The organism is Streptomyces blastmyceticus (assembly GCF_039521185.1).
GTDB lineage: Bacteria > Actinomycetota > Actinomycetes > Streptomycetales > Streptomycetaceae > Streptomyces > Streptomyces blastmyceticus.
The window spans coordinates 193,589-206,714 of record NZ_BAAABW010000039.1 but is presented as its reverse complement, the minus strand read 5'-3'; the positions used below and the strand labels follow the sequence as shown (position 1 = coordinate 206,714).

The following is a 13,126-nucleotide window of genomic DNA, read 5'->3' as shown; positions in this document are numbered from 1 at the left end:
AGGAGAATCAGCCATGCCGATGCTGAAGTACGAGCAGATCGCCGACTCCTTGCGCCGCCGAATCACCGAAGGGGAGTTCGGCCCCGGGGATCTCTTGCCCTCCGGCCGCGATCTGTGCGAGCAGTGGAGCGTCTCCCGGGCGACGGTCAACAAGGCGTTCGACGTGCTGCGGGCCGACGGGGCGATCGTCGCTCACCAGGGCCTGGGATTCCGCGTCACAGAAACGCCCTTGGCCCGCTCGGCCGGTGGGCGCAGGAACGACGCCGCACGGGTGTCCGGTGGCCATCCGTTCCGCCGGTTGGGAAAGCCGGTCAGGGAAGTGCCGCCTGCGCATGTCGCCGACGCGTTGGGACTTCGGCCCGGAGAGACAGCGCTGCGACGGGACCGGCTGGTGCTCCTCGCCGACGGCTCACCTCTGTCGCTGGTGACCGCGTGGTTCCCACCGGACATCGCCGACCACTGCCCGAAGCTGGCCCAGGCGAAGCCGATCGTCGAGGGGACCACTCACTACGTCACTCGCCAGACGGGCCGGTCACCGGTGCGGGGCACGGACGTGACCACGGTGCGACTGGCGAGGGAGGCGGAAGCGGAAGAACTCGGGCGCGGCCTCCCTCTCGCGGTGGCTGTGGACTTGCATGTTGCGCGTGATGAGGGAGGGAATGCTCTGGTCTGCGAGGAGGGAGTGACGCCGTCGGATTTGTGGGAGCGGATCGATAACTATCCGATGGCAACGCAAAAGTTGAGGCAGGCCTGACTGGTCCGGTTTGACGGTTCAGCGTGACCGGGCCGCCGCGCCCGCGATACCGCCCCCCGTAGCGCCACCGGCGGAACCGGTGAGTCCATCCAGCCCCGACAGGGCGCAGGGCGAAGACGACGGCGCCTCCTGCGGCGTCTATATGTGGGCAACGGCGCACGGTATCGACCTCAAGCCCAGTTCCCCGCTGCGCTCCTGCACCTGCTTCGCCCACACCCGTACGCCCCGCGAGGCGCCGGAGGTCGGTGCGTTCGTCATCGACACCCGCACCGACCGTGTCGGGCAGGTCATGGGGCACGAAGGCTCTCGTCTTCAGCTCCGGCCGCCCCACGGCGGCAGGGAGTGGGAAGCGGAACCGGACGCCGCGCGCGCCCGCCACCGATTCCGAGCTGCTCAGCGCCAAGGTGAAGGCGGCCAATGCGGCGAACCGGTGGGGGAGGTGAGCGCGCGTACTGGCCGACGCGTCACTCTCGTGCGGTGAATCGCCCATGAACAGCCGGCCATATCGGTGCTGGGTGTGTCCTCGGAGAGCGCTGGCCACCACACATGGTGCCCACACGTCCCGGTGGTCAGCCGAAGAGTTCCGGTGTCGGCGTAGCCGTTGATCTCCCGAGCGTCATCCCCGCAGCACAGCGTGTCACTGCTCTGGGTTACGCTCAGGGCTCCGCCAGGGTCCCGCCCTGCCTGACGTCCCGACACGCAGTGCGCGGTCCCTCGCCTGTTCGTTCCCAGCGCTCAGGAGCAGCCGCATGTCCTACACGGCCGAGATCAGTCGGACCAACCCCACCGCCATCATCTTTCTGGTGGACCAGTCCGCCTCGATGAGCGACCCGATCGGTGGTGAGGTGCCGCAGAGCAAGGCCGACGTGGTGTCCGATGCGATCAACCGGCTCCTGACCGAGCTCTCCATCAAGTGCGCCAAGGAGGAGGGTGTCCGGGACTACTTCCACGTCGCGGTGATCGGCTACGGGCACACGTCCGTGGGCTCGGCCTTCAACGGTGAGCTGGCCGGTCGTGACCTGGTCCCGCTCAGTCAGGTGGCCGACAGCCCCTTCAAGGTGGAGACGCGGACGAAGAAGGTCCCGGACGGCGCGGGCGGTCTGGTGGAGACCGAGACGAAGTTCCCGATCTGGATGGTCCCCGTGGCCAATGGCGGCACCCCCATGAACCGGGCGCTCCAGTACGCGGACAGCCTGGTCTCCCGCTGGGTGCAGGACCACCCCGGCAGTTTCCCGCCCATCGTGCTCAACCTCTCCGATGGCGAGTCCACGGACGGCAACCCGGCGAACGCCGCCGCGGCCATCGGGGCCCAGGCGACGGCCGACGGTGCGGCCCTACTCTTCAACCTCCACGTCTCCGGTGCGGGCGGCCGCCCGGTCACCTTCCCCGACACGGACGCCGAACTCCCTGACGAGCACTCCCGTCTGCTGTTCGCGATGTCCAGCGTGCTGCCGAGCCATATGCGCTCGTACGCCGCGTCGCAGGGGCAGCGTGTCAGCGAGCTCACCCGCGGGTTCGTCTACAACGCGGACATCACGTCCGTGGTGCAGTTCCTCGACATCGGCACGCGCGCGACCGAGCTCCGGTGACGCGTCGTCCCATGTACGCGTCGCGTCTCCTGACGCCGAAGGAGGGGAACAGCGAGTCCGAGTGCGAGGACGCTGCAGCGCTGTTCCCGGCGGACGGCGAGGTATCCGACGATGTGCTGGTGGCCGCCGTGTCCGACGGGGCCTCCGAGAGCGCGCTCGCCAAGGACTGGTCGAAGATGCTGGCCAACGGTATCGCCGGGTCGGCTAAGGAAGACGCTGCTGTCCTCTCCGACGAGAAGGCCTTCGCCGCGTTCACTGAGAGACTGGTCGGGCAGTGGGAGGGGTTCCTCTCCCGCTACGTCCGGGAGCGGGCGGAGAACGGAAGGCCCGTGCAGTGGTACGAGGAGGCGAAGTTCGAGAAGGGCGCCTTCGCCACGCTGCTGGCCGTCCGGGTGGAGCGGTCGCCGGATTCCGTGGGGGCGAGATGGACGGCGGCCGCGCTGGGGGACAGCTGTCTCTTCCACTTGCGGGACGAAGAGCTGCTGCACTCCTTCCCGCTCACGAAGACCGACGAGTTCGGAACGACTCCTGCCCTGTTCGGCAGCCGGAACCATGACTACGGACTGATCGCAGAGCGGACGCGATTCGCCTCGGAGCAGGCAGAGCCGGGCGACATCCTCTTCCTGATGACGGATGCTCTGGCAGCTTGGTTCCTCGGGCTTGGGGAAGGCCTCGTCGGTCAGCTGGGCGCGTTGAAGGCCGCGAGCACGGGCCGACAGGTCGTATTCGAGCAGTTGGTGGGTTCCTTGAGGTCCTCGAAGCAGCTCCACAACGACGACGTGGCCCTCATCCGCATCGACATCTAGGGGGAAGCAGCAGCCGTGCGGACGTTTCCGACGGGTGGCGAGTATGCCAACGCACTCCAGAATCCTGCGCTATGTTTCCGCCACCCCGAGCTCGCCGGATCCGTGCCCGACCTCACTAGGCTCGGTCTTCCCCGCGCCAATTCGGGGAACTTCGCGAGCGTCTTCCCAGTAACCTCCGCAGCGGGCCGGCGCTTCGCGCTGAAGTGCTTCACCCGCGAGGTCGGTGACCAGGAGACCCGTTATCGCGAGATCAGCAAGAAGCTGGCAAAGATCGATGCGGCGAAGCTCTCCCAACCCTGGAAGATGGGCTTCGACTATCTTCCCGACGGCATTCTGGTCGGCGCCGAGCGCTTCCCCCTGCTCAAAATGGAGTGGGTGGACGGCATCAGCCTCTCCGCCTGGCTGGACAACAACCACGCCGACCGGTCCGCGGTGGCCGACCTCGCCACCCGGTTCGCCGGGCTCACGGCCGATCTGGCCACCGCGGGCATCGCCCATGGAGACCTCCAGCACGGCAATCTCCTGGTGTCCGATGACGGCAGTTTCCGGCTGGTCGACTACGACGGCATGTACGTACCGGCGCTCCGCGGTCTGCAGGGCACGGAGAACGGCCACCGGAACTATCAGTCACCGCGCCGCGCCGCCGATGACTTCGGCCCCGCCATGGACCGGTTCTCTGCCTGGGTGATCTACCTCTCCCTCGTCGCCCTGGCGGCCGAGCCGGGGCTGTGGGGGCAGTTGCACGAGGAGGGCGGGGAGTATCTGCTGCTCTCCGAGGATGATTTCAAGAGCCCGGACAACTCGTCGCGGCTTCCCGTGCTGTTGCACCATGCCGACTCGGTCGTACGGGACCTCGCCACCCGTTTCCGGAGTCTTGCAGCGCAGCCCCTGTCCGTACTCCCCGACCTGGAGATATCCGCCAAACCGGCGCATATCCCGGTTCAACCGCCGCAGCCCAAGGCCCCGGCGAGTGCCCTGCCGCAATGGATGGAGGGGCACATCGTCGATGTCGGGGGCAAGTCGACTCTCGCACCGGCCAACGGTTTCCGTGGCCGTACACCCATGGACTCCGCCGCCGCCCTGTTGCCTGTACTGAGCGTTCTCGTGCCGGTTCTCCTGTTCTTCGCGGAGGCGCTGACATCGGCCACCTTTCTGCTGGCCTTCGTGAGTGCCCTGGCGGTCTCCGGCGCCTTTGCGCGGTACGCGCATCGCGCGCGCCCGGAATCCCGGGGCGCCGCCGAAGAGCTCCGGGCGCTCAAGGAGCTCGAATCTGCGGCGACCGGGCTGTCGAAGGCCCGCGCCGACATCGATCGGGAGCGCATCGGACTCGACCGGGCCGAAGTTTCCCGGGCCGCCGCGCTCAAGGCCAAGCAGCAGAAAATCACCCAGAAGCTCCAGAAGAAGCACGCTGGCATCGAATCCGACCGGAGCCGCGAGGAGCGGAAGCTGACTCAGCAACTTGCCGGTCTCTCCTCTCGGCATCACCAGGAACTCAGCCGGACTCTGGATGTGTTGCAGCGGCAGCACATCCAGCAGCACCTGACGAAATGCGGCATTGCCTACGCCAAGCTGCATCAGTTCGGGCCCAAGACCGTCGCGGACCTGGCGGCTCATGGCATCCGGACGGCAGCGGACTTCACCGGCACCAGGCTTGTCGCGACGAGCAGCACCTACGGGTCGACCACGGCCCATATCGTGCTCGCCAGCGGGCGTGAAGTGAATGTCAAGGGCATCGGTGCGCAGAAGGCTGCGACGCTCGAAGCCTGGCGGCACGACTGCGAAGCCCACGCGAGGAGGAACGCACCGGTTCTCAGTCCCCAGGAACGCTCCCGTATCGCCAACAACTATGCCGTGCTTGAGACCGGCCTCAAGCAGGAGTTGAAGGACCTGGCCACTGCGGCTCAGCGCCGCAGGGACGAAGCCACTCAGGAGACCGCCAAGGCCCGCAGCGACCTGCTCGCGGCGGACCGGCGAGCCCAGGACGCAGCGAGGCGGCAGAAGGCGGTGCTTGACCAGCGCTGGTCTGATGCTGCCCACACGGTCGCCGTCGGCCAAAGTGCTCTGGCGGCCGCCCGGCAGTCGGCTGTGGCGCAGCTCGAAGCGGTTTCCGGCAAGCGGTACGTCCGGTTCCTCTACCTGGGCGACGGCTCATAGGCCCACCCGTAGGCCCAGGAGGACGTGTCAGCGTGCCGAGGCCATGGCAGGGTGATCACATGACTGCGAACAGCCCTCGTGCAACGGCCGTCGAGATCGTCGAAGCCGCGGTGGACCCCGGCAGCTGGCGGTGTTGGGACGAGGCCGTCGAGGTGACGACCGAGGACGCCGCCTATCGCGCCGATCTGCTCGCCGCCCGGGAGCGGACCGGGCTGGACGAGTCCGTCATCACCGGGGAGGGAAGGGTGCGCGGGCGGCGGGTGGCGCTCGTGGCCTGTGAGTTCCGGTTTCTGGCGGGGTCGATCGGGGTGGCAGCGGGGGAGCGGCTCGTACGGGCCGTGGAGCGGGCCACGGCCGAGCGGCTGCCGCTGCTCGCGGCGCCCGCGTCGGGCGGCACGCGGATGCAGGAGGGCACGGTCGCCTTCCTCCAGATGGTCAAGGTCGCCGCCGCGATCACCGATCACAAGGCCGCCGGGCTGCCCTACCTCGTCTATCTCCGGCACCCCACGACCGGCGGCGTCCTCGCCTCGTGGGGCTCCCTCGGCCACCTCACCGCCGCGGAGCCGGGCGCCCTCATCGGCTTCCTGGGCCCCCGCGTCCACCAGGCGCTCTACGGCGAGGAGTTCCCCGCGGGCGTCCAGGTCGCGGAGAACCTCCTGGCCAACGGCCTGGTGGACGCCGTGCTCCCCGCGTCGCGCCTTTCGGGCGTGGCCGCGCGGGCGCTGAGCGTGCTGTGCGCCGACCCCGCGGCCGCGGCGCAGGTGAGCGCCCCGGAGCCCGCGACCGGCCCGTGCGAGGACGTGCCCACCGCCGAATCGATCCGGCTGTCGCGCCTCCCCGGCCGGGCCGGGGTACGGGAGTTGCTCGCGGCCGCCGCCACCGACGTGACACCGCTCAGCGGCACGGCCGCGGGGGAGCGCGACCCCGGGCTGATGCTCGCCCTCGCCCGGGTCGGCGGCACGCCCTGCGTCGTACTCGGCCACGACCGGGGCGAACACGCCGTACCGGGCACGGGCCAGGCGCTCGGGCCCGCCGGACTGCGGGCCGCGCGGCGCGGGATGCGGATCGCCGCCGAGCTCGGCCTGCCGCTGCTCACCGTCGTCGACACGGCCGGTGCCGCGCTGTCGCGGGACGCCGAGGAAGGCGGCCTGGCCGGGGAGATCGCCCGCTGCCTCGCGGACCTCGTGACCCTGCCCGCCCCGACGCTCTGCCTGCTGCTGGGACAGGGCGCGGGCGGCGCCGCGCTCGCCCTGCTGCCCGCGGACCGCGTCGTCGCGGCCCGCCACGCGTGGCTGTCGCCGCTGCCACCGGAGGGGGCGTCGGCGATCCTGTACCGGACGACGGACCGGGCGTACGAGGTCGCCGACCGGCAAGGCGTGCGGTCCGCGGACCTTCTCGCCAACGGGATCGTGGACGCGGTCGTGGAGGAGGGCGAGGACTTCCTGCCGCGCCTCGGGCGGGTCCTGGGGTCGGAACTCGCGGCGCTCACGGCGTCGGATCAGGGCGAACGCCTTTCCGCCCGTCGGGCGCGGTATCGGCGGATCGGGCTGTGAGGGTGACGGCGGAGCGGGGATAAAGGGCGCATTGCGGGCGGGAGTTGCTGCGCGATTGACAAGGTAAGCCTTGCCTAACTTAGGGTCTGTCCGTGACCATGGCGACGAGCCAAGACCAGCCCGGCCGGCGTTCGAGGCCGTGCCCGCAGGGCGCCCCCGCCGCAGGCGGCAACGAACCCGCACCCACCCCCGGCCCAGCCCAAAAGCAGACGCGTCTCCACCTCCTCGCGCTCAACCCCACCGACTCCGTCACCCACGGCTTCCTGCCCGCCGCCGCCGCGCTCGGGCTCGCCGTCACGCTGCTCACCGATCAGCCGGACGCCCACCGGAGCGCGTACGCGAAGGGCGCGTCGCTGCCGGAGGCGGACGTCGTGGGCTGCGACGTACGGGACTTCCGCGAGGTGATCAGCCGGATCGGCCGGCTCGGGAGGCCCGGTGCCGTCTTCACCAACAGCGACCACCTCCAGGTCCAGGCGGCGCTGGCCGCGGACTACTTCGGGCTGCCAGGCAAGGACTGGAAGGCGGCGCACCGGGCCAAGGACAAGGCGCAGCTGCGCCGGAGCCTCGCCGCGGCGGGGGCCGACACCGTGCGTTCCGCGGAGCTGGGGCCCTGCGACGACCCGGCCGGCCCCGAGATCCTCGGCCTGCCCTTCCCGTGCGTGCTCAAGCCGCGTGAGGGCGTGGCCAGCGAGGACGTGGTGCTGGTCGGCGACCCGGGCGAACTCGCCGCCCGCTGCCGCGAGATACGGGCGCGCAGGCCCGGCGCCGCCCTGGTCGTCGAGGAGTACCTGGACGGGCCGCTGCACACCCTGGAGACGCTGGGCGACGGCCACGTCCTGCACACCCTCGGCACCTTCCGCACCGGGCTGTCCCCCCTGCCGTACTTCGTCGAGGAGCGGCTCACCCTGCTGCCCGGACCTCCGCGGCCGCACGCCGCCGACGCCCTGCGGCAGCTGCGCGCGCTCGGCGTCGGCTTCGGCGCCTGCCACACCGAATACGTCGCGCAGGGGGACCGCGCCCGCATCGTCGAGGTCAACTACCGTGCCATCGGCGACCAGTGCGACCTGGCGCTCGCCGACGCCCTGGGCATCCCCCTCTTCGCGCACATCCTGCGCACCCACCTCGGCGAGCGGCTGCCTGGGCACCTGGGCGGCCGCGCGGACGGCCGGGCGCGCGTGGAGTATGTCTGCGCCGACCGCGGCGGTACGCTCACAAGGGCGCCTTCGGCGAGCGAGACCGAACGCGACGGCGTACGGCTGGTGTACCGGCCGCTGCGCGGGACCGGCGAGGCGCACCCGCTCCACCGCACCAACCGCGACTATCTCGGGGTCATACGGGCGACCGGCACCGACGAGGGCCGGATCGGCCGTGCCGTCGAGGAATTCCTGGCGGCACAGCGCTGGGAGATCACGCCATGAGCCTGACCGGCAGCGTCGTACTGGAGGACGAGCTCCTCCAGCGCGTCCTGAGCACCTTGCTCCGCGAGGACACCTACGGGCTCCGCAGCCGCGCGCGCACCGAACACCGGCCGGACGGCGACTGGCTCCGCCTCCGCGCGGCCGGCGAGACCCTGCTGCTGCCGGTCGGCCCCGAGGGCTTCCAGTGCGAGATCAGGGCCCGCCGCCCGCTGGTGGAGACCGCCGACGGCACCCTCACCGGGCTGCGCCCCGTCCTCGCCCGGCTGCGCCCGGCCGCGCCCCCGGAGGACCGGGCCGGATACGACGCCTTCCTCGCCGAGTGCGACGCGGCCCTGGCCGCGATCCGGCTGCACAGCGAGGTCCGCGACGACGTCGTCGCCCGGCTGGCCGCCGCCTACGGACCGGACACCGCCCACTGGACCGGGCTCCGCCGCTCCCTCGCCTACGACGCGCTCGCCGCCTACCGCGACCACCCCCTCTACCCCACCGGGCGTGCCCGCTCCGGCCTCAACGAGACCCAACTGCGGCTCTACGCACCCGAGTTCCACCCCTCCTTCGCCCTGCGCTGGCTCGCCCTCCCGCGCGAGGCGTTACGCCGTGGGCCCGCCGCGCCGCCGCCCTGGTGGCCCGCCCCCGCGGACCTCGGCCTGCCCGGCCTCGACGCCACCCACCTGACCCTGCCCGTCCACCCGCTCACCGCCGGGCGGCCACTGGCCGAGGCCCTGCGCGCCTGCGGGCTGGAGCGCTCCGCGCACCTGGCCCCCGCCCCCTGGCTCCGGGTGCGGCCGACGCTGTCCACCCGTACGGTCGCCGTCGCCGACGACCCGGCCGTCCACCTCAAACTCCCGCTCGCCACCGCCACCCTGGGCCTGCGCAACCGCCGCACCATCAAGCCCGGCACCCTCCTCGACGGTGAGGTCACCCAGCGCCTCCTCGAAGAGGTCACCGCCCACGAACCGCGCTTCGCGGGCACGGTGCTCCTCGCCGACGAACGCGCCCACCTCCAGGCCGACCACGAGCTCCTCGCCGTGCTCGTCCGCCGCTACCCGGCCGGGCTGCGGGACGCCCACGTCGTGCCCGTCGCCGCGCTGCTCGCCCGCACCCCCGCCGGCGCGCTCGTCGCCGACGAACTCGCCGACCGCTACTACGGCGGCTCGCTCACCGCCTTCCTCGATGCCTATCTCACCCTGCTCCTCGACTGGCACACCACCCTCTTCTCGTACGGCATCGCCCTCGAATCGCACCAGCAGAACACCTCCGTCGTCCTCGACGACACCGGCGGCGGGCCCCGGCTGAGGCTGCTGCTCAAGGACAACGACGGGCCGCGGGTGCACCCCGTCCGGCTCGCCGCACGGCTCGGCGGCGCGGCAGCCGCACTCCTGGACTTCGACGACCGGCGGATCCTGACGAGGGGCGACAGCCCGGTCGCCGACGTCTTCGCGACCATCACCGTCCACCTGTGCGCGGGCGCCCTCGCCTTCGAGCTCGGGCGGCTCGGCCGCGCCCCGCTGGACGGGCTGCTGCGCCGGATCCGCGAACGGCTCACCGAGGCCGTGGACCGCCTCGCGACCACCGCACCCGGCGCCGCCGCCGTGCTGCGCGCCCGCGTCCTCGACGCCGACCGGCTGCCCGTGAAAGCCATGATCACCGCCGGAACCCTGCTCACGAAGGAACGCTCGGGCGCGTCCGACATCAACAAGCATTACGTGGAGGGCCCCAATTACCTGAGGGGGGCGGCCGGATGACGACCGTTCCCGCACCACCGCTGCGCGGCGGTGTCCTCAATCGCCGGACGGGCTGGATTTCGCGGACCGTCGCCCTTGGCCCGCGGGCCGTGGTTCGCGGACCACGGTCGGCACATCCAGCCCGTCCGGCGTTTGAGGACGCGCCCGCAGGGCGCTCCCGCCGCAGGCGGCAACGAACCCGCAGCATGGAGCCGCCAAGATGACCGCACCTCCCGCCCTCACCACCGTGGCCTCCGCCGACCACGTGGTCGCCCACACCCTCCTCAACTGCCTGCTCCGCGAGGTCTCCGGCCCCGAGCACCAGACGGCCGTCAGCGGCGGGCGGCTCCTGCTGCGGCTGCCCCGCGGCGGCACGCTGCTGCGCGTCGGACTGCGCCGCGCCTCCCTCATCGGCGCGCACCGCTTCACCGGGCCGGTCGCCGAACAGCGCGGCGGCACCTGGGCCGAGCTGACCTGGCAGGCGCTCGCCGAGCGCGTCCACCGGGAGCTGGAGCTGCGCACGGGCGTCCGCAACGACGAGTTCCTGGGCCAGGTGGCCGCGAGCCACGCGGGGGTGACCGCCGCCCTCGACGCCGCGCGCGGCGACGCGGGGCCCGACGCCTACATGGACTCCGAGCAGTCCCTGCTCTTCGGCCACCGCTTCCACCCCACCCCCAAGGCCCGCACCGGCACCGCCGACGACTGGGGCCGCTACGCCCCCGAGAACCGCGCCCGGTTTCCCCTGCACCACCTGGCCGTACGCCGGGAGCGCGTGCGCGAGGAAGCAGCGACGGACGGCGCCCTGACCGCCCTCGACCGGCAGCGCCCCGTGCCCGAGGGCTACCGCCTGCTGCCCGTGCACCCCTGGCAGTACGCCATGCTCCGCGACCACCCCGTGCTGCGCGCCGCCCTCGCCCGGGGCGACGTCCTCGACCTGGGGAGCGGCGGCGACGGCTTCGCGCCCACCGCCTCCGTGCGCACCCTCTATGACGGCCGGGACTTCCTGAAGTTCAGCCTCAACATCCGCATCACCAACTGCCTGCGCAAGAACGCCGAGTACGAGCTGGCGGGCGCCGTCGCCCTGACCCGGCTGCTGGAACCCGTCGCCACCTCCCTGGCCGCCCGCTTCCCCGGCGCCGACCTGCTGCGCGAGCCCGGCTACCGCACCCTCGACCTCGGCAGCCGCGACCTCGCCGAGGGCTTCGGCGTCATCGTCCGCGAGGGGCTCGCCACCCGGCTCGCCCCCGGCGTCACCGGGCTGCTCGCCGCCGCCGTCGCCGACGAATACCCCACCGGCGGCGCCCACCTCGGGCTGCTCCTGGCCCACGCGGGGCCCGCCGAGGCCCTCGCCTGGTGGGACGCCTACCTCGGCCTGCTCGTGCCGCCCGTGCTCGCCGCCTACTTCGACCACGGCGTCGTCCTCGAACCCCACCTGCAGAACGTCGTCGTGGGCGTCGGCCCCGACGGCACGCCCCACCAGGTGCTCTTCCGCGACCTCGAAGGCGCCAAGCTGCTCCCCGGGCACCACGCGGCCGCGCTCGCCGCACTGCCCGAGTACGTGGCCCGCCCCCTGACGTACGACCGCGAGCGCGGCTGGGACCGGGTCGTCTACTGCCTCCTCGTCAACCACGTCGCCGAGATGCTCGCCGCGCTCGCCGACCTGCACCCCCATCTCGAACCCGAGCTGTGGTCCGCCGTCCGCCGGACCCTGGCCGCCCGCGCCGCCGCCCACGGCGAACCGCCGCCGCTGCGCGCGCTGGTGGCCGGGGTGCCGCTGCCAGCCAAGGCCAATCTGCTGACCCGCTGGGAACGCAAGGCCGACCGGGACGCGGGCTATGTGCGCATCGCCTCGCCCCTCGTGCCGGACCTGCTGTCCACGCTCACCCGCAACGCCCGTACCGAACCCTGGAGCAGTGCACCGTGATCACCCCCCGCGTCGCCGACCTCGCCGCCCGTCTGCCCGGCGCCGCACTGCCCGCGTACGTCCACGACCTCACCGCGCTCGGCGCACACGCCCGCGAGGTGCGGGCCGCCCTGCCGGAGGGTGTCGAGCTGTACTACGCGGCCAAGGCCAACCCCGCCCCGGAACTCCTCCGCGCGCTCGCCCCGCACCTCGACGGCTACGAGGTCTCCTCCGGGGGCGAACTGGCGCATGTCAGGGCGGCGGTTCCCGGGCTGCCGCTCGCCTTCGGCGGCCCCGGCAAGACCGAGGAGGAGCTGCGGCTCGCCCTCGACCTGGGCGTGGAGCGCTTCCACGTGGAGAGCGAGAACGAGCTGAGGCTCCTCGCCGACCTCGTCGACGAGCGGCCCGGCGACGCGCGCGCCGACATCCTCCTGCGCGTCAACCTCCCCGCGGGCGAGGGCTGCGAACTCGGCGGCGCGGTGCTGGCCATGGGCGGCAGGCCCGGCCCCTTCGGCCTCGACCCGCATCGGGTGGAAGCCTGCCTTCCGCTGCTGCGCGGCCGTCGGCTGCGACTGCGGGGCATCCACGCCCACCTCGCGAGCGGGCTCGACGCGGCGGCCCATCTCGCCGTCGCGGCCCGGGTGGTGGGCTGGGCGCGGTCCCTGGCCGACCGCTACGGCATCCCCCTCGACGAGGTCGTGGCCGGCGGCGGCATGGCCGTCGACTACGTCCGCCCGCGCACCCGCTTCGACTGGCGCGCCTACGGCGCCGGCCTGCGCGAACTGGCCGCCGCGCACCCCGGCGTCACCCTGCGGATAGAACCCGGCAGGTCGCTGGCGGCCCACTGCGGCTGGTACGTCACCGAGGTCCTGGACCTCAAGCACAGCCAGGGGGAGGCCTTCGCGGTCCTGCGGGGCGGCACCCACCATCTGCGGACGCCCGCCGCGAAGGCGCACGACCAGCCCTTCACGGTGCTGCCGGTCGAGGAGTGGGCGCGCTCCTGGCCGCGCCCCGCCGCGCTCGACGAGCCCGTCACCCTGACCGGGCAGCTGTGCACGCCCAAGGACGTGCTCGCCCGGCAGGTGCCCGTCGCCGAGCTGAGGGTGGGGGACCGGATCGCCTTCGCGATGGCGGGCGCGTACGCCTGGAACATCTCGCACCACGACTTCCTGATGCATCCGGAACCGACATTCCACTTCCTGAACTGACGGACCGTCATATTCGC

General features: G+C 72.2%; 9 protein-coding genes. All 9 read left to right on the top strand.

Annotated features, from left to right (window positions below):
• Positions 1-13 precede the first annotated feature (13 nt).
• The 9 genes from ABD269_RS33000 (at position 14) to ABD269_RS32960 (ending at position 13,109) form a co-directional block, all read left to right on the top strand.
• On the top strand, positions 14-754 hold the full coding sequence (locus tag ABD269_RS33000) for a GntR family transcriptional regulator (RefSeq protein WP_344123938.1): 741 nt from the start codon (positions 14-16) through the stop codon (positions 752-754).
• A 749-nt stretch (positions 755-1,503) separates the two neighbouring features.
• Entirely contained in the window at positions 1,504-2,343 is an 840-nt protein-coding gene (locus ABD269_RS32995) for a vWA domain-containing protein (protein ID WP_344123936.1), read from the top strand.
• An 11-nt stretch (positions 2,344-2,354) separates the two neighbouring features.
• Complete coding sequence (locus ABD269_RS32990) at positions 2,355-3,149, top strand: protein phosphatase 2C domain-containing protein (protein ID WP_344123934.1); 795 nt, start codon at positions 2,355-2,357, stop codon at positions 3,147-3,149.
• A 15-nt stretch (positions 3,150-3,164) separates the two neighbouring features.
• Complete coding sequence (locus ABD269_RS32985) at positions 3,165-5,303, top strand: AarF/UbiB family protein (protein WP_344123932.1); 2,139 nt, start codon at positions 3,165-3,167, stop codon at positions 5,301-5,303.
• A gap of 59 nt (positions 5,304-5,362) precedes the next feature.
• Entirely contained in the window at positions 5,363-6,856 is a 1,494-nt protein-coding gene (locus tag ABD269_RS32980) for a carboxyl transferase domain-containing protein (RefSeq protein ID WP_344123930.1), read from the top strand.
• A gap of 98 nt (positions 6,857-6,954) precedes the next feature.
• A complete protein-coding gene (locus tag ABD269_RS32975) occupies positions 6,955-8,274 on the top strand; it encodes an ATP-grasp domain-containing protein (RefSeq protein WP_425573033.1) in 1,320 nt (439 codons plus the stop codon).
• Entirely contained in the window at positions 8,271-10,019 is a 1,749-nt protein-coding gene (locus tag ABD269_RS32970) for an IucA/IucC family protein (protein WP_344123925.1), read from the top strand. Before ABD269_RS32975 ends, ABD269_RS32970 begins: the two co-directional genes overlap by 4 nt.
• A gap of 199 nt (positions 10,020-10,218) precedes the next feature.
• Positions 10,219-11,922, top strand: a complete 1,704-nt coding sequence (locus tag ABD269_RS32965) for an IucA/IucC family protein (RefSeq protein WP_344123923.1) — start codon at positions 10,219-10,221, stop codon at positions 11,920-11,922.
• Positions 11,919-13,109 carry a type III PLP-dependent enzyme gene (locus ABD269_RS32960; RefSeq protein WP_344123920.1) on the top strand — a complete coding sequence of 397 codons (1,191 nt, stop codon included), beginning with the start codon at positions 11,919-11,921 and terminating at the stop codon, positions 13,107-13,109. The genes ABD269_RS32965 and ABD269_RS32960 overlap by 4 nt, the downstream gene beginning before the upstream one ends.
• The last annotated feature ends 17 nt before the right edge of the window (positions 13,110-13,126 follow it).

Excerpts from the sequence above, each read along its gene's own strand:
- ABD269_RS33000 (WP_344123938.1), top strand. The coding sequence starts at position 14 with ATGCCGATGCTGAAGTACGAGCAGATCGCCGACTCCTTGCGCCGCCGA.
- ABD269_RS32995 (WP_344123936.1), top strand. The coding sequence starts at position 1,504 with ATGTCCTACACGGCCGAGATCAGTCGGACCAACCCCACCGCCATCATC.
- ABD269_RS32990 (WP_344123934.1), top strand. The coding sequence starts at position 2,355 with ATGTACGCGTCGCGTCTCCTGACGCCGAAGGAGGGGAACAGCGAGTCC.
- ABD269_RS32980 (WP_344123930.1), top strand. The coding sequence starts at position 5,363 with ATGACTGCGAACAGCCCTCGTGCAACGGCCGTCGAGATCGTCGAAGCC.
- ABD269_RS32975 (WP_425573033.1), top strand. The coding sequence starts at position 6,955 with ATGGCGACGAGCCAAGACCAGCCCGGCCGGCGTTCGAGGCCGTGCCCG.
- ABD269_RS32970 (WP_344123925.1), top strand. The coding sequence starts at position 8,271 with ATGAGCCTGACCGGCAGCGTCGTACTGGAGGACGAGCTCCTCCAGCGC.
- ABD269_RS32965 (WP_344123923.1), top strand. The coding sequence starts at position 10,219 with ATGACCGCACCTCCCGCCCTCACCACCGTGGCCTCCGCCGACCACGTG.